Origin of the sequence: Bifidobacterium saguini DSM 23967 (assembly GCF_000741715.1) — a bacterium.
GTDB classification, from domain to species: domain Bacteria; phylum Actinomycetota; class Actinomycetes; order Actinomycetales; family Bifidobacteriaceae; genus Bifidobacterium; species Bifidobacterium saguini.
Genome location: NZ_JGZN01000006.1, coordinates 42,144 through 59,570, shown reverse-complemented (window position 1 = coordinate 59,570; position 17,427 = coordinate 42,144). Strand labels below are relative to the sequence as shown.

10 protein-coding genes and 1 pseudogene are annotated in these 17,427 nt (G+C 54.8%); 4 read left to right on the top strand and 7 right to left on the bottom strand.

The window, feature by feature from the left end; translation table 11 throughout:
- The first annotated feature begins 173 nt into the window (after positions 1-173).
- Positions 174-1,112, top strand: coding sequence for an endonuclease domain-containing protein (locus BISA_RS03450; RefSeq protein WP_033890448.1), 939 nt, complete (start codon positions 174-176; stop codon positions 1,110-1,112).
- Positions 1,113-1,419: 307 nt separating this feature from the next.
- Here the strand turns inward: BISA_RS03450 and aspS are convergent, their stop codons facing one another.
- Together aspS and hisS are read right to left on the bottom strand one after the other, a co-directional pair.
- On the bottom strand, positions 1,420-3,213 hold the full coding sequence (gene aspS / locus BISA_RS03445) for an aspartate--tRNA ligase (protein ID WP_033890247.1): 1,794 nt from the start codon (positions 3,211-3,213) through the stop codon (positions 1,420-1,422).
- A 35-nt stretch (positions 3,214-3,248) separates the two neighbouring features.
- Entirely contained in the window at positions 3,249-4,646 is a 1,398-nt protein-coding gene (gene hisS / locus BISA_RS03440; protein ID WP_033890447.1) for a histidine--tRNA ligase, read from the bottom strand.
- A 98-nt stretch (positions 4,647-4,744) separates the two neighbouring features.
- Here hisS and BISA_RS03435 point away from each other — a divergent pair, with 98 nt between their 5' ends.
- On the top strand, positions 4,745-6,187 hold the full coding sequence (locus BISA_RS03435) for a DUF349 domain-containing protein (protein ID WP_033890246.1): 1,443 nt from the start codon (positions 4,745-4,747) through the stop codon (positions 6,185-6,187).
- Positions 6,188-6,283: 96 nt separating this feature from the next.
- Here BISA_RS03435 and BISA_RS03430 read toward each other — a convergent pair whose 3' ends face one another.
- Positions 6,284-8,071: a bifunctional metallophosphatase/5'-nucleotidase gene (locus tag BISA_RS03430; RefSeq protein ID WP_033890445.1), complete on the bottom strand. Its 1,788-nt coding sequence runs from the start codon at positions 8,069-8,071 to the stop codon at positions 6,284-6,286.
- 310 nt (positions 8,072-8,381) lie between these two features.
- On the opposite strand from BISA_RS03430, the gene BISA_RS03420 reads away from it, so the two are divergent.
- Positions 8,382-10,070: an acetolactate synthase large subunit gene (locus BISA_RS03420; RefSeq protein WP_193349251.1), complete on the top strand. Its 1,689-nt coding sequence runs from the start codon at positions 8,382-8,384 to the stop codon at positions 10,068-10,070.
- A gap of 80 nt (positions 10,071-10,150) precedes the next feature.
- Here the strand turns inward: BISA_RS03420 and BISA_RS12790 are convergent, their stop codons facing one another.
- Positions 10,151-11,242, bottom strand: a complete 1,092-nt coding sequence (locus BISA_RS12790) for a DnaJ-like cysteine-rich domain-containing protein (protein ID WP_034534879.1) — start codon at positions 11,240-11,242, stop codon at positions 10,151-10,153.
- A 186-nt stretch (positions 11,243-11,428) separates the two neighbouring features.
- A complete protein-coding gene (locus BISA_RS03410) occupies positions 11,429-14,038 on the bottom strand; it encodes an ATP-dependent Clp protease ATP-binding subunit (protein WP_033890240.1) in 2,610 nt (869 codons plus the stop codon).
- A 150-nt stretch (positions 14,039-14,188) separates the two neighbouring features.
- Here BISA_RS03410 and BISA_RS03405 point away from each other — a divergent pair, with 150 nt between their 5' ends.
- Positions 14,189-15,154, top strand: a complete 966-nt coding sequence (locus BISA_RS03405; RefSeq protein WP_033890239.1) for a universal stress protein — start codon at positions 14,189-14,191, stop codon at positions 15,152-15,154.
- 1,104 nt (positions 15,155-16,258) lie between these two features.
- Here the strand turns inward: BISA_RS03405 and BISA_RS12485 are convergent.
- Together BISA_RS12485 and BISA_RS03395 are read right to left on the bottom strand one after the other, a co-directional pair.
- Positions 16,259-17,018, bottom strand: a pseudogene (locus BISA_RS12485) (DUF3027 domain-containing protein); the annotation flags it as partial.
- Between the two features lie 17 nt (positions 17,019-17,035).
- Positions 17,036-17,425 (bottom strand): cold shock domain-containing protein, encoded by a 390-nt coding sequence (locus BISA_RS03395; RefSeq protein ID WP_033890237.1) that lies wholly within the window; start codon positions 17,423-17,425, stop codon positions 17,036-17,038.
- Positions 17,426-17,427 lie beyond the last annotated feature (2 nt).

The following is a 17,427-nucleotide window of genomic DNA, read 5'->3' as shown; positions in this document are numbered from 1 at the left end:
AGAATTACCACACCGTGGTGGAATAGTTGGAGCGTTAGGGCCGATATCGTCACAAGCATTCAATGTGGATAACCGAATTACAACACGCCGATAATCGCCCGATAAACACCGATAGTTATCCACATTTTTCTATTTCACGCTTCCCACACATGCCACTCCGCTATCCTGCTCGCATGAGCAACGACGCATATATTCACAATGGGGAAATCAACGATTATGTAAGGCGCAATCTTGCCGAGCAAGCTGCAGCTAAGGCCTATGCTTGTAAGAACTTAATCACACGTATAAGAACAGAACAGCCATTCTGTTTCTCCTTGCACACAGCCCTGGAGTTATACGCCATTGAACGACCGGCCCATTGCAAACTTCCCAGCAGCGATTTCTACATCACGGTACGCAAACAACAGCACCGGTCCAGTATCCGCAACGTAAGCTACCAGACCTGGAGTCAGCCTTATGAAACATATGCTTTTCCCAACGGCTTAGTCTGCATGCATCCCATAGATACGTGGATTCAGTACGCTCAACACCTTAGTCTCACTGAACTCGTAGTTCTCGGCGAAGCAATAATCAGACGATTCGGTTACTCCATCGACAGCTTTCGCTACAAGCTCACGGCCTTTCACCGTGTTACAGGAAGAAAGCGTTGTGAAGAAGCCCTAAAACTCATGCAACAGTCTGACTCCGTGCAGGAGACACGCGCCCGCCTCGCACTGTTGCGCTTTGGTCTGTCGAATCCGGTCATGCATTACAGCATCACCAACCCCCAAGGCAACACATACATTGTTGACATGGCTTACCCGGATCGAAAAGTCGCTATTGAATATGACGGCGATCACCATAGACGCTTCCGAAATCAGTATGTAAGGGATCAAAGAAAACGTCGAGAGCTTCGCGCTTTGGGTTGGATTGTAATTGAGGTGTTCGCAGAAGACTTGAAGAATGAAGCCGGTCAGCGGGCCTTTGCAAATAATGTAGCTTCCGCCTTACAGGTGCCATTAATCGGCACGCCGCAAAAACAATTCTGTGCTTTAGTCGACCCAAAGTTGCGCGTTAACGCACGTCGCGGAGAGCGTCGGCGATACAACGCGCATGCCGGCAAACGGCCATGACTCAATTATCTTGATGCGTATTTCTTTTCTCCTCCGTGTGGCAATTCCTCCACGGTGTGGTATTAGCGAACTTGGCAACAATCCAAAAAGCTTGAAATTCCGCCATTTTCCAAAACCACACCGTGGAAGATTTACCACACCGTGAGAGAATTGCCACACCGTGAGAGAGTTGCCACACGATGGAGGCACAATAAGGCAGTGGATAAGCATTGAAGGCCTATCCCATTGATATAAGTATCTCCAAACAAAAAAGGAGGCTCTCCATATTGGTGGAGAACCTCCTCAGACATCTATTTCAAATCTGAAATCAGTCTTCGTCCGGGTCGTAGTCGACGCCAGTTTCAGCGCGCTGCTCGTCCGTAATCGGAGCCGGGGCGCCGGTCAACGGGTCGCGGCCGCCGCCAGCCTTCGGGAAGGCGATAACGTCGCGGATGGTGTCGGCACCGGCCAGGATGGACACGGTACGATCCCAGCCAAGGGCGATACCCGCGTGCGGCGGAGCGCCGTACTTGAAGGCCTCGAGCAGGAAGCCGAACTTCTCCTGGGCTTCCTCCGGGGAGATGCCCAGCACGTTCAGCACGCGATCCTGAATGTCATCGCGGTGAATGCGCACGGAACCGCCGCCCATCTCCTCACCGTTGCAGACGATGTCGTAGGAGTCGGACATGGCGTGCTCAGGATCCTTGTCGAACTTGTCGATCCAATCCTTGCTCGGCATGGTGAACGGGTGGTGCATGGAGGTCCACTTGGAGTGGCCGACTGCCACGTCATCATCATCCGGGTCGTCGGTGGGCTTGAACAGCGGGAAGTCCACAACCCAGGTGAAGGCGAACTTCTTCGGGTCGAGCAGGCCTTCGCGGCGGGCGAGCTCCACACGGGCGGCACCCAGCAGCAGCTGGGAGGATTCACGAGAACCGGCGGCGAAGAACACGGCATCGCCCGGCTCAGCGCCAACGGCTTCGCGCAGACCAGCGCGCTCTTCCTCGGAGAGGTTCTTGGCCACAGGGCCCTTCAGCTCGCCGTCTTCAGCGAAGACCACGTAGGCGAGACCCTTGGCTCCGCGCTGCTTGGCCCATTCCTGCCATGCGTCGAACTGACGGCGAGGAGTGGAGGCGCCGCCCTTGAAGAGCACGGCACCCACGTACGGAGCCTGGAACACACGGAACGGGGTGTTCTTGAAGTAATCGGTGAGTTCGACCAGCGGGTTGCCGAAACGCAGATCCGGCTTGTCGGAACCGTACTTATCCATAGCTTCCTGCCAGGTGATACGCGGCAGCGGCAGCTGGACTTCGTAGCCAGCGGTCTTCCAGATGGCGGCAATAACCTTCTCGGCCATAGCCATCACGTCTTCCTGATCCACGAAGCTCATCTCCATATCGAGCTGGGTGAACTCAGGCTGACGATCAGCACGGAAGTCCTCATCACGGTAGCAGCGGGCCAGCTGGTAATAACGCTCAACGCCGGAAACCATGAGCAGCTGCTTCAGGAGCTGCGGGGACTGCGGCAGAGCGTACCAAGAGCCCGGCACCAGACGGGCCGGCACCAGGAAGTCGCGAGCGCCTTCCGGAGTGGACTTGATGAAGGTCGGGGTTTCCACCTCGGTGAAGTCCATATCCTCGAGGGCGTGGCGAGCGGCCTTGGCCATGTCGGAACGCAGCTTCAGATTGTGCTGCATGGACGGGCGGCGAAGGTCGAGGTAACGGTACTTCAGACGAACGTCCTCACCCGGCAGCTTGTTCTCGGACTCGTTCTCGAGCGCGGTGGAGACCTGGAACGGCAGGGCGTCGGCCTTGGCCAAAATCTCGATGTTTTCGGCAACGACCTCAATCTTGCCGGTGGCAAGGTGGGTGTTCTCGTTGCCATCCGGGCGCAGGCGCACCTCACCGGTGACCTGAATCACGAACTCGGAGCGGAGCGGACGGGCCACTTCCTCGTCATAGATAACGACCTGCACCAAACCGGTGTTGTCGCGAAGGTCGATGAAGGCCACGCCGCCGTGGTCACGACGACGGTCGACCCAACCGGCGAGGGTGACCTTCTGGCCCACCAAGGCCTCGGTCACGTCAGTGGCATGATGTGTTCTGTAAGCCGTCTGGCTCATTGTCTTGTTTCTCCTCGATTTTTCGCGCGAATTCGTCAGATTTCGACGGTTTGCTGGGCAACCACAGTATCCGGCTCCCACGACGTGCAATCAGCGGCAACCTGCTCACCGGTGACGATGTTCTTGACCTCGTCTCCAGTGGCTTCACCGTTCTCGCTGTCTGCGGCACTGGCCGGGAACCATACGTACGGAATGCCGAGCTTATCCGCATACTTGATCTGCTTACCAAGCTTGGCTGCAGTGGGTGCCACATCGGTAGCGATGCCGCGAGCGCGCAGCTGGGCAGCGATACGATTGGCAGCCGGACGATCTTCCTCATTCCACACAGCCACAAGTACGGCGGCCGGGGATACACGGTTGGCGTGAGCGCCCGCGGTGTGCAGCATGTAACTCACCAGTCGGCTCAAGCCGATGGACAGGCCTACACCCGGGTACTTGCGATTGCCCTGGGAGGCCAGATTGTCGTAACGGCCACCGGAGCAGATGGAGCCGAGAGATGCGGCACCGTCAAGGAAGGTCTCGTAGACGGAACCGGTGTAATAATCCAAGCCACGGGCAATCTTGAGGTCGGCAATCACGGAACCGGGGCGAATCACAGCGGCTTCGTCCACAATCATAGCCAGCGTATCGAGACCCTGACGAGCCAACGCATAGGCTTCCGAATCCTGTGCAATGCCATGTGCGGCGCACAGCGCATCGAACTTTTCCGCCAGTTCCTTGCCATCGGCCGCGGTCAGTTCGGCGAGTTCAAGGCAAGCGCGGGCCTGAGCCTCACTAGCCCCGCAGGACTCGGTGAGCAGTCGGGCCACTTCATCGGCACCGATCTTGTCAAGCTTATCGATTTCGCGCAGCACGCCCTCGATGTCGGTCAAGCCAAGGCCACGGTAGAAACCTTCGGAAAGCTTGCGGTTGTTGGCGTGCACGGTTGCCTTCGGCAGACCGAATGCACGCAGCTCTTCCAATGCGGAAACCATGACCAGCGGCAGCTCGACCTCATAGTGGTCCGGCAGGTCGCCGGCACCAATCACGTCGATATCCGCCTGAACGAACTCACGGAAACGACCTTCCTGCGGACGCTCGCCACGCCATACCTTCTGAATCTGCCAACGCTTGAACGGGAAAGTCAATGCACCCGAGTGCTCGACCACATACCGACTCAGCGGCACGGTCAAATCGAAGTGCAAACCCAAACGCTCCTCAATGGGAGTGTCGGATTCGTGACCGACTTCCTGCAGACGGCTCAGCAGATAAATCTCCTTGCTGGTCTCGCCCTTTTTCAGCAGAGAAGCGCCAGTTTCCACCGCTCTCGTCTCAATGCCGATGAAGCCATTGAGCTCAAAAACCTTACGAAGCGTGTCGATAACACGCTGCTCCACAACACGTTCGGAGGGGAGCCACTCCGGGAATCCTGATATTGATGCACCTTTAGCCACGAAATCAATATAATAGGTGAGGGTTGCGTCAAGCCATGCGATTTTCCAGCATGCGAGGCGCTTCCACTCACTCACACTACGCTTGTAAGGAGCTGGCCATGTCCGACGAGACTGTCACCGAAACCGAAAACACCGCTGCAACCGAAGAGCAGGCAACGACACCCGCACCCGCGGTCAGCGAGGCCAAGCCGACTCCCGCTTCAATGCCGAAGCCGCATGCTCCCTCCCCTGCTGCATTCGCTAAGAAGACCCCGGCCAAGCAGCACACTGCAGCCCCGGCCAACACCTCCGCCTACTCCGAGGAGGATGTCAAGGCAGCCGAGGCATTCGGCCGCGTGGACGATAACGGCACCGTGTTCGTAAAGGACGGCGACGCCGAGCGCGAAGTCGGCCAGTTCCCGGATGTTTCCAAGGAAGAAGCCTTGGCACTGTACGCCCGTCGCTTCCTTGATCTGAAAGCCAAGCTTGACTTGCTCGCCAACCGTCTGACCTCTCCGAACGTCAAGGCTCGCGAGATTGACGAATCTCTCAAGCTTTTGGGCGAAGAGACCAACGAGCCGGCTGTGGTGGGCGATATTGCCGCCCTGAAGGCTCAGTTCGAGGAGCTTAAGGCAGCCGGCGAAGCCAAGAAGACCGCACTGGCCGAGGCCCGCAAGGCCGCTGTTGCCAAGGCTGTTGCCGAGCGCACCGCCATTGTCGAGAAGGCCGAGGCCCTGGCCGCATCCCTGGGCGACAACACCAACTGGCGTTCCACCGCAGACAAGTTCCGCAACCTGTTTGACGAGTGGCAGAACCACCAACGCACCACTATTCGCATTGACAAGCCGGAAGCTGAAGCCTTGTGGAAGCGCTTCTCCGCAGCTCGTACCACATTCAACCAGGCTCGCCGCAAGTGGGCTCAGGCTCGCGACAACGAACGCAACCACGCCAAGGAAGTCAAGGAAGCCATCATTGCCGAAGCCAATGAGCTCAAGGATTCCACCGCTTGGGGCGAGACTTCTCGCAAGTTCAACGATCTGATGGATCGTTGGAAGAAGGCTGGCCGCGCAGGCCGCAACGAGGACGATGAGCTGTGGGCCAAGTTCCGTGAGGCCGCGGACGCGTTCTTCAACGCTCGCCAGGCCGACCGCGACCAGATGAACACCGCAGAGAAGGAGAATCTGGCCAAGAAGGAAGAGCTGCTGGTCCAAGCTGAAGCCCTGGTGCCGGTCAAGACCGATGCCGAGGCCAAGAAGGCTCGTCAGGAGCTGGCCAAGATTCAGGAAGAATGGGATCAGATCGGCTACGTGCCGCGCGAGGATATGCGCCGCATCGAGAACCGTCTAGACGCTGTGGACAAGCAGATCAAGTCCGTTGAGGATGCCGCTTGGAAGCAGTCCGACCCTGAGGCCGATGCCCGTAAGTCCAGCTTCGAAGAGCAGCTAAACGCTCAGCTCGCCGAGCTCGACGCCAAGATCGCCGCTGAGTCCGATCCGAAGAAGAAGGCGAAGCTCGAGGCCGAGAAGGCCACCAAGGAACAGTGGCTGAACGCCATTAAGTAATAGGCAGTAGCCACTACTACTTGCTAAAGTAATGGGCTTCCCTCCACAATGAGGGAAGCCCATTCTCGTTTTACAGGGTCCGTTTTCCCCTTTCTTCTAGGCCCTCATACCGGTTTGTGGCAGTTTTACTGGCGCGAGCGCAGGATGTGCGGCGAGGTACTGCTTCAGTGGCTCACTGTATGGCATATTGAGCTCGCCATAGTTCGTTCCTGCGCGGAAGGCATGGTAATCATCACCACCCTGCAGCAGATATGAGTTAGATGCCACAATCACCAAATCATCATCAGCAATCGGTTTGCCATCGATGAACAAATCAGTAATATCAACCGCACGATGATTATCATCACCATCAAAACTGGTATTTGCTGGGTGGCTGCCGGCCTTATCCTGGGTCTCCTCCCCCGCTTCGGTTGATTGATATTCCACAAATCGATAACTCACATTTGAGGAAATTCCAATCCACCGACGTTTCAACTGCCCATCCTTGAATCGGAACTGCTCAGCCAAGACATTTTTCAGATCTTTGCCAGTCAAGGTTTCATGTGCGGCTTTGAACTGCAGAGCCATCAGGGAATCCACTTCGCGTACGCTGACCTTACCATTGCCGTCCATGTCAAGTTTCGCAGTGCGCAGGCTGCCATCGTTGGAAAAACCGACTACAGGCAAACGCTCGCCAGCATAAAGGGTTCGCTGAATCATGGCGCGATTCGCATCCGCCACCAGCCGGCCCACTGAATCTTCCTGACCGTTTTCGATGCGCTTATCAAAATTCGTACCAGCAGCCAGCGTACCGACAATAGTGCCACCTACCTGTGCTGCATGCGCCTGCGCAACCGCATACACATGCTGGGCATGATCAACCATGCCTTCGCCCGTTGAACCGGCAGACATCCAAGCCGATTGCGTGGTATGCGCATCAAGACCTTCCACCCGAATCACGCCGGGAACTGTAGACGATGCCTGTTCAGTGCCATTGCCAAGATCCACGTTCTGCACTGCAACTCTGGATCTGCGTCCGTATCCGGTAATGACCAGATCCTGCACCGCCATTGCACGTCCGAAGCTACCGGCTTCATAAATCGGGGCTCCACCATCCGTGCGCGCGTATTTCACCGCATGCGTATGGCCTGTGTACACCACATCCACATCCTTGCCCAATCCTTGCGCAGCGGAGGCATCAGCATGAATCAGCGCAACTACCGCATCCACCTTGCCGGATTGCTTGAGCTCATGCGCCACTCGATTGACTGCATCAACCGCCCGCTCATCCAAATCAGCATCTTTCGTGATTTGCGGGGTAGCCACCGAGCCCAGTGCATCAGTCAATGCACCAACGAATCCAATACGCTTTCCATTGACTTCTCGAATCGTATAATCCTTGACCCGACTCAGTTTGCCACCCGGTGCCTTGTTGCGTGCCGATACGTTAGCGCATAGCCAATCAATGCCATTAGCAGGTGAGGCAATCCGGTTATTGAAGTCAGCCACCGAGCGATCGAATTCATGATTACCGACTGCGGAAATCGTCAATCCCCAGGATTTCGCCATATCCAATGTCGGCTGATCTTTAGCCACAGCGGACTCGTATGGAGAACCGCCTACTAAGTCGCCAGAGGAAACAGGCACCATATTGCCTGGATTATGGCTGTCTGCCAATGTAAATGCGGCCGCATTATCCGCTCCGCGTTCAATATGGCCGTGGAAATCGGTGATGTCCGCGATGGTCACCGTTCTGGTGCCAGTAGCGGCATCATTTCCGGAAAAAGGAACAGTTCCTGCAGCTCCAGCAACAGCATTGGGAACAAAAAGAATCGTAAGTACAGTCGCGATGATTACCGCTACGGCGACCTTAGGCCGCCTGCCGGCCCACTGCCGGCGATTCATGCCCTTGCTCACACTGTTACGCTAAGACGGCTAGTTGAATGAATTTCCACGCCCATTCAACGCCTAAGTTAACTCTTAGCGGCTTCTTTGTCTCAGCAATCCCCACCGTAATCGCGCGAACCGGCGCTATGTATGCGGCCGAACGAAGCATCCGCATACATAGCGCCGGTTTAGACCTCCGAATCCTCACTATGTATGCGGCACCTTGGTTCCCATGCATACATAGTGAGGGAAAAGGCACATTCAGGCTCTTTGCCACCCAACATGCCTTGCTGATGTTCGCATATCCCGACTGTTAGACTTCCCTAGCGTGAATACACCGACTCAGAACACCGATCACATCCGTACCGTAGCCGACCTGTTCGTGGAATGTCTTGTTAATGAAGGCGTTGAGACCATGTACGGCATCCCCGGCGAAGAGAACATTCCGCTGATGGAAGCCATTGAGCGCGACGGTCGCATTCGTTTCATCCTGACCCGTCATGAGCAAGGTGCAGGCTTCATGGCCGCCACGCAAGGCCATTTGACAGGCAAACCCGGCGTTTGCCTGGCTACCCTTGGCCCGGGCGCTCTGAATCTGACGCTTCCGGTGGCACAGGCGAACGCCAGCACCACGCCAATGGTGGCCATCTGCGCGCAAGGCAACGTGAGCCGACTGTATAAGGAATCGCATCAAATTGTTGATCTGGTGTCTGTATTCCGCCCGCTGACCCAGTGGACTTCGATGATTGTGGAACCGGCTTCCGTGCCGGAAATGGTTCGAAAGGCGTTCTCCATCTCTCAGCGCAACCGCCCGGGTGCCACTTGCTTGATTCTGCCGGAGGATGTGGCCGAAATGCCCGCTCCCGAGGATGCTCACCCGCTGCCGCTGCCGAATCCGATGAGCTTCGCTCCTACTGCCGACACGATCTCTCGCGCTGTGAGCATTATTCGCGGTGCCAAGCATCCGATCATCTTGGCCGGCAATGGCGTGGCCCGCGGCCATGCGGAGAACCGTCTACTGGCCTTGGCCGAGCAGCTTAATGTGCCGGTGGCCACCACGTTCGAAGGCAAGGGCGTGATTTCCGATCGCATTCCGCTGGCGCTCGGCGTGGTGGGCTTCATGCGCCATGATTACGAGAACTTCGCGTTCGATGAGGCTGATCTGATTATTGCCGTGGGCTTCTCCATCCAGCAGTTCGATCCGAAGAAGATCAATCCGAATGATGATAAGACCATCATCCACATCAATACCTTCATTGAAGATACGGATGCGCATTACTCCACCGCATTAAACATCATGGGCAATATCGACGCCACGCTGCAGGCGTTGATTGCCCAACTGCATGCGGAGCATGTGACATTCGGCGTCTCGCATCCGAAGATTCACGAGCTGCTGGAAACCGAATACACTTCGTATGCGGATGATGATTCCTTCCCGATGAAACCTCAACGTATCGTGGCCGATACACGCCGTGCAATGGAAACCGATACCGATATCGCTTTGGTGGATACCGGTGCCTTGAAGATGTGGATGGCCCGTCTCTACCCCACGTATTATTCGAACACCTGCGTGATTGATAACTCCCTGTCTACGATGGCCTGGACGCTGCCGGGTGCGGTGGCTGCCTCGCTGGAAAATCCGGGACGCCCGGTGCTCGCGGTCATGGGTGACGGTTCGTTCATGATGAATGTGCAGGAAATCGAAACCGCCGTGCGTGTGGGCGCCCGCATCGTGATTCTGGTATGGGTTGATGAAGCCTATGGCCTAATCAAGTGGAAGATGGATATTCACGACGGCACCCATGAATATGTGGATTTCAATAATCCGGACGTGGTGGAACTTGGCATGAGCTTTGGTGCCAAGGGCCATCTCATCGAATCCGCCGACCAGCTCTACCCCACGCTGCGTTCGGCATTGCGTTCCGGTTCCGGCATCGACATCATTGCCTGCCCGGTTGACTACTCCGAGAATATGAAGCTCATCGAAAAGCTCGGTGAAGTCGACTTCAGCGGCTGAGCCTAGACAATACGCACACGACGAATCCTTGTGAACATTAATACCAACGTATTAGTGTTCACAAGGATTTTATTAAAACATTAATTTTCCCAATAAGGACGTATTGCTATTTTTACATTTCTCAGCTTTAAACAAGGCACTCCAGTAGGATCAGTGAAATCATAACCTGAGCCATATGCCGCTCTAAGAAAAGCTTTTCCTCCAACCATAATATTGGGATCTGCTTCAGTAAAAATTTTATATGTGGATCTGTTATTATCATTTATATTACGGCAAATCATTACCACTTTTTGTTCTTTTGTCTTTTTGTCAACATAATTATGAAATGACATTATTTCCAGTGGTTCTTTTTCTTTTTTATAATGTGAATTAATAGCCATTGCCATGATATCATTATATTTTAATCCCTTAGGCTCATACCTCATGATTTCATCATATTTAGACTTTAAATCACGCATATGTATAAGAGTTTCATCAGGATTATTAGCCATGTCCTGTTTAAAATTTCTTTTAATATCTATTAAATATAAAGCCTTCTCTCCTTTATTAGCCAGGTAACATGATGACATCATCACATGACGCATATATTCATTGAATTCATCAGGATATTTTTTAACAAAATCATGGAAACGAGCATCCTCATCGTCTTTTATATCCTGTATTAAAACCATATCTGCTGGTGAAGCACTGCATTTTTCTGAATACTTACTACCCCTGCATTCAGGACATTCAATATCCTTGTTTTCCTTATCATCATGGATTGTTCCTTTACCATGACATTTCTCACATCTTTTAGCAAAATTAACTGTCAAATCATAATTATAAGGTGTGAATTTTTTAACAGTTGGCATATATCTCGCATTACCAATATACAAACTATTAAAACTGATTATTGTAGAATGTAAATTACCTTTAAATAACGAGCAATTGTCATATTCACTCGGCAAAACGGTATTTGGATTCCTGTTTTTGCTCTTTTCATGTTCGTTATACAACGATATTCTTCTGTTGACCTCTACCGTTGCCTCATACTCGTTCGCAGCAATTACATCGCAGGCACCATGCTTATCGCATGGCGTATTATCACATGGAACCATCCTGTTTTGCTCAGCAGAGTAATGCCATGACATCTTACGAACTGCGTCGTTCTCTTCATTGAATAAACCGAACATTGAAACAACTCCCCTCGACACTGATAATGCATCTAGTATAGCTTTTCATCAATGTATGAACAGTATCCCACTACAGCATAAAATATCAGGTTGCGTTATCATGCCACAGGGTAGTTGTGACATAGCAAAAGGGTCTTGATTCCTTATGGAACCAAGACCCTTACTTATATGCATTGTCAGCGGCGATTATTCAGCAGATTGCTCACCAGCATCGCCGGTATCAGCAGCCGGTGCGGAGTCATCCGCAGCCTGGGCACTGACCAACTCAGGCTTGTCGCCTTCACCAGTTTCGGCGTCTGCGCCTTCTGCCTTGGCAGGCTCCTCGAACTTTTCACCCTTGAAGGTGAATTCACCCAAGATGCCTTCGCCTTCGGCGTCCACCACCACGCGCTGACCATCTTCGAGATCGCCCATCAGAATCTTCTCGGAGATGGCGTCCTCGATGTCGCGCTGAATCACACGACGCAGCGGACGTGCACCGAGCAGCGGGTCGAAGCCCTTCTGCGCGAGCAGATCCTTGGCAGCGTCGGTGAGCTCGAGCGACATGTGACGGTCGAACAGACGGTCATTGAGCTGCTTGACATCGAGATCAACGATCTGACGCACCTGCGGCTCGGTGAGCTGCTTGAAGACAATGATGTCGTCCAAACGGTTCAGGAACTCCGGACGGAACTGCTGCTTGAGTTCGGAGCTGACCTGGTCCTTCATGCGCTGGTAGCTGGACTCGTTGTTGGCGCCCAGGTTGAAGCCCGTATTGGCGGCCTTTGCGATGTCACGCGTACCAAGGTTGGTGGTCAGAATGATGATGGTGTTCTTGAAGTCCACCTTGCGGCCCTGACCATCGGTCAAGTGGCCGTCATCCAGCACCTGCAACAGCGTGTTGAAGATATCCGGGTGAGCCTTCTCGATCTCATCGAACAGCACCACGGAGAATGGCTTGCGACGCACCTTTTCGGTGAGCTCGCCGCCCTCTTCGTAACCCACGTATCCCGGAGGTGCACCGAAGAGGCGGGAGGCCGCGTACTTCTCGGAGAACTCGGACATATCCACGCGAATCAATGCGTCTTCATCGTCGAATAGGAATTCGGCGAGAGTCTTGGCCAACTCGGTCTTGCCCACACCGGTCGGACCGGCGAAGATGAACGAACCGGACGGACGCTTCGGATCTTTCAGGCCCACACGGGTACGGCGAATCGAGCGAGACAGTGCGGACACCGCTTCATCCTGACCGATGATGCGCTTGTGCAGTTCGGCTTCCATGTTGAGCAGCTTCTTGGATTCGGCCTGGGTCAGCTTGAACACCGGGATACCGGTGGTGGAGCTGATGACTTCGGCGATCACATCCTCGTCCACAACCATCTTGACGTCGGACTCGCCTTCGCGCCAGGAATCTTCCTTGGCCTTGCGGTCGACCTCGAGCTTCTCCTGGCTGTCGCGCAGCTTGGCGGCGTTCTCGAAGTCCTGAGCCTTGATGGCTTCATCCTTCTTGGCTGCCACCTTGGCAATCTTCTCGTCTAGCTCCTTGAGCTCCGGCGGAGCGGTCAAGCGCTTGATGCGCAGGCGCGCACCTGCCTCATCGATCAGATCGATGGCCTTATCCGGCAGGTTGCGATCCTGAATGTAGCGGCTGGAGAGTTCGGCTGCGGACTGCAGCGCACCATCAGTGATGGTCACATGATGATGGTTCTCGTAACGGGAGCGCAGACCCTTCAGAATCTCGATAGTTTCAGCAATGGTAGGCTCGTGCACCTGAATCGGCTGGAAACGACGTTCCAGAGCCGCGTCCTTCTCGATGTACTTGCGGTACTCGTCGGTGGTGGTGGCACCAATGGTCTGAAGCTCACCACGGGCCAGCATCGGCTTCAACATATCGGAGGCGCCCAGAGCACCATCCGCGGAGCCTGCACCCACGATGGTATGGATTTCGTCGATGAACAGCACGATGTCGCCGCGGGTCTTGATTTCCTTCAAGACCTTCTTCAGGCGCTCCTCGAAATCACCACGGTAACGGGAACCGGCCACCATAGAGCCAAGATCCAGCGAATAGACCTGCTTGCCCTTCAGGGTTTCCGGCACATCGCCAGCGTTGATCTTCTGGGCCAGGCCTTCGACCACTGCGGTCTTGCCCACGCCAGGCTCACCAATCAGCACCGGATTGTTCTTGGTACGGCGAGAGAGCACCACCATAACGCGCTCAATCTCGTTGGTACGACCAATCACCGGATCCAGCTTGCCCTCAGCTGCCTCCTGCGTGAGGTTGCGGCCGAACTGGTCAAGAATGGCGGAGCCGGACTTATTTTGCTTGTCGGCAACGCCACCTGCGTTGGCCAGGTCGCCCTTGCCATCGCCGGAAGTACCGGAGTTGCCACGAATCATATCGATAGTGGCGCTACGAAGCTCGCCCAGATCAACACCCATCTTGATGAGCACCTGAGTGCCGACACCTTCGCCTTCGCGAATCAGGCCGAGCAGAATATGCTCAGTGCCAATGTAGCTGTGCCCCAGCTGAAGGGCCTCACGAAGCGAAAACTCCAGCACCTGCTTGGCGTGCGGAGTAAAGGGGATGTGCCCGTTCGGAGCAGCGTTGCCCTTGCCGATCATCTCTTCAACCTGCTTGCGGGTGGGGTCAAGCTCCACGCCCTTCGAGGCCAGCGCCTTGGCGGCCACACCCTCGCCCTCACGAATCAGGCCGAGCAGCAGGTGTTCGGTGCCGATGTAGTTGTGCTGAAGGGACCTTGCCTCTTCCTGCGCCAACACAATCACGCGCCGTGCACGGTCGGTAAACCGTTCGAACATGCTTGTCCTTCCTCAATAGACATTCCGTTTTACTCTACCGATTCACGGTGACGTTTATTCACCTGATTCCATGAATTGCGCCGTAAGCAGGAAAGAAAACGATATGCTGGACGTATATTCATCATTCACACTATGCCAAAGGAGGTTGTGATGGCTGAATTGAACACTAAGGCCGACATCGTGGTTGGCGTTGACGGCTCGGACGAGTCATTTGCCGCATTGAAGTGGGCGCTTGAAGAGGCTTCTCTTACCGGCCAGAGCGTCAATGCTGTATTCGGTTGGACGCATTCCTGGGATATGGGTGGCGAGCCTGATAGCGATGAGGCTTGGGCCAAGGTCCGTCATGATATCGCTAACGAGTTGCGTGAATGGGTGGAGCGCGCTACCAAAGGTATCGACTTTGATCCGGCGAACTTGAAGCTCACTTCCGTTAAGGCTTCTGGCACTACTGCCCTGCTGCAAATCGGTCATGATGCACAGCAGATTGTGGTTGGTCGCCGTTCGTTGGGACGTGTGGCGCGCTGGTTCCTAGGCTCGTTGTCGGCGTCTCTTGCCGAGGAAGCCGAAGTGCCGGTTACCGTAGTGCGCTTGAGCGGCAGCGAGGAGGAAAGCGTCACCGATGCCATCGCCAATGCGTTGACTCCCGGCGACGAACCAGTGCATTATGAGCAGCCGGAACCCCAGGCTGAGCTGAATGTTCGCCCGGTTGTGGTCGGCGTTGATGGTTCCGAAACGTCTCGCCGCGCTTTTGATTTCGCGTTGGAGGAGGCTCGCATTCATCATCGCCCGCTCCATGTGATGTTCTGCTGGCAGTTGCGTGATCTCGGTGTGGTTCCCGGATATGAAAATGCCGTGCCCTCAGTTGAGGTTGGACAGCAGCGTGCCGAGGAAATACTGAACGGTTTGATGGCCAAGGCTTCCATTCCCGAAGACGTGCCGGTAACCGCGAACGCCTTCCATATTCGCGCTTCCAAGGGCCTGATTGCGGCTTCTCGTTATGCCTCACATCTGGTGGTTGGCTCGCGTGGACTATCTGGTTTGGACGCACACTTCCTCGGATCGGTGTCTCGCCAAATCGTCAACTTTGCCGAATGCACGGTGACCGTGGTGCACTGAAGTCATTAGGAGGTGCGAGCCACTGAGCCGCTTTAGCAGCTTCAACACCAAATGAAATTAATTGGGCGGTGAGATTACCCCCTTCATGGTCTCACCGCCCTTTTTTATTGTAATTCCACAGAACCTCAAAGGTAAGTTTTGTATGGAACATCACAGTTTTCCAATCACGCCTATCACCCATCACTTACCCCCCTCTAATACCCCCTTATCCTCTCTCAGCGTCCATAATTTGGGGAAAAGCCGGATAGGGAGGAGTTGCGTCAGAGGTTACTTTAGGGACGCGGATACCTATGGTCAGATAGCAACCTTTGGTTCAGGCATTATTGTCGTCAATGTCTTCTGCACCTTCAGCATCGCCAACACCGGGTTCCAAGGTAGGTTCACCGTTGTCACCGGATTCATTCTCGACACTTTCGGTATCAATATCGATACCGGTGTCGGCGTCGGTATCAGAATCCTCATCGGCGCGATTTTGGCGCAGTTGTTCGATCAGATCGATGACAGTTTCCAGCTCCGGAGCCACATTGTCACTCACTTCGGAATCGTCATCGTCAAAATCGTCATCATCAGTGTCAACAGACGTGTTATTAATGATGTCTTCTTCAGTAGCCTCATCATCATCGAGGTCATCATCTTCACCGAAATCGGTGTCAATAACGTCGGTGTCGGCATCATCAGACGAATTGACGAGGTTATCCTCAAGGGTTTCCCCCTCCTCCGAAGAGACAACAGCAACGTCGCCGCTCATATCATTGCCGCTGAAGGAATCAGCCTCATTCGCCACAGTTGCAGCAGGAACCTCTGTACTGTCTGCGTTCTCGATTCCGAGACCTTCGGATGCGGATTCCGAACTCTGAGCATCGGCAACACCAGAAACTACCGTACTTTGAGGAGTCTCACCGCCAGATTTCTCAGCACCATCGGTAGCCTTTGCGCCAGACTGAGCGGTCGCACTTCCGGCACCATCAACTGCATCCGTTGACGGTACAGAAGATTCAGTTGCCGGCGCATCGGCAACGGCAGCGACGTTCTCTGCAGCATCAACCACAGTTTCGCCGTCAACGTCGGCAGACTCGGACTCGGACTCGCTTTCCTCAGCCTTATGGGCCTTAGGTCGAGCGATAACATCAATATGCAAATCATCCAACGCCGGCTTGGACTGCACCCACAGATGGCTCGGCTCAGGAGGCTCGATTTCGGAGTGTTCGCCGCAACCATGATCCAGCGACACTACGCGTCCATCATCCGGACTCCACTTGTTGGCGCACACACCAAACATGCGGTCCAGTTCGCCGGTCAATGGCACGAAGAAACCACAATCGGAGCACAAGTTGCCTTCTGCGGTTTTAGTGCTCAAAGCCTTAGGACCGCGCGGCCCCTCATACCAACGCTTGGCGGCCTGCGCACGACCCAAGGGGCTCAGCACATGGCGTCGCGTCAAACGAAAAGTCTCGGCTGCGTCATTAACATCCTGCAGCGAGGACTCTTCCACTTCCCCGGGTTCAAGACGCTCATCATCAGGATCCGTACCGATTGAATCGGTAGGCGAAAGATCCGTGGGTTCGAGACGATCCTTCCAAGGAATCCACTGCGGCGGCATCAACGCATCTTCAGTGGGGATCAGCGAAGATTCATTCACGGTCCAGGAGTCCAACTCCACGTCGTGATATAGCGTCACCGACCACTGCCAACCTTCATAACCACGAATATTGGCAGCAAAGCGAAAATCGGTAACATGATCTTCAAGCTCGTTGGCAACAACGAACTCGCCCACTTGCTCGGGCTCGTCGGCCACTTCAAGTAGCACGGCATGTGCTATGGCGCGAGGATCCGGCGTCACAGTGGTTTCGATGGTGTCAGTCATGGATGGAATCAGCCCCGTCAGTCCTGTACATCAAATTGATCAGCCACGGCGCGCAGCAGCGTGGCCAGCTTCTTGCTCTCAGCGGAAGAAGGATAACGGTGACGACGCAACGTATTGCCTGCGGAGTCCAACATCTTAATAAGGTCCTCGCAGATAGCAGCCATATCATCCGGCTTCGGGCGAGTTGCCTTAACCAGGCTCGGCGCGGAGGCAATCAGCTGCACGCCCATAGCCTGCGGGCCGCGGCGACCATCCACCACGGAATACTCCACCTTGGCACCCTTGCGCAGCGTAGTGGCGCCAGCGGGCAGGGCCTGAGCCGGCAGGAACACATCCTTGCCTTCCTCATTGGTGATGAAACCATAACCCTTGGCTGCGTCAAACCAACGAACTCGACCGGTGGGCATTG

What these genes read in the sequence shown, in the direction of transcription:
- BISA_RS03450 (WP_033890448.1), top strand. Translation starts at nt 174, where the DNA reads ATGAGCAACGACGCATATATTCACAATGGGGAAATCAACGATTATGTA.
- aspS (WP_033890247.1), bottom strand. Translation starts at nt 3,213, where the DNA reads ATGAGCCAGACGGCTTACAGAACACATCATGCCACTGACGTGACCGAG.
- BISA_RS03435 (WP_033890246.1), top strand. Translation starts at nt 4,745, where the DNA reads ATGTCCGACGAGACTGTCACCGAAACCGAAAACACCGCTGCAACCGAA.
- BISA_RS03430 (WP_033890445.1), bottom strand. Translation starts at nt 8,071, where the DNA reads ATGAATCGCCGGCAGTGGGCCGGCAGGCGGCCTAAGGTCGCCGTAGCG.
- BISA_RS12790 (WP_034534879.1), bottom strand. Translation starts at nt 11,242, where the DNA reads ATGTTCGGTTTATTCAATGAAGAGAACGACGCAGTTCGTAAGATGTCA.
- BISA_RS03410 (WP_033890240.1), bottom strand. Translation starts at nt 14,038, where the DNA reads ATGTTCGAACGGTTTACCGACCGTGCACGGCGCGTGATTGTGTTGGCG.
- BISA_RS03405 (WP_033890239.1), top strand. Translation starts at nt 14,189, where the DNA reads ATGGCTGAATTGAACACTAAGGCCGACATCGTGGTTGGCGTTGACGGC.
- BISA_RS03395 (WP_033890237.1), bottom strand. Translation starts at nt 17,425, where the DNA reads ATGCCCACCGGTCGAGTTCGTTGGTTTGACGCAGCCAAGGGTTATGGT.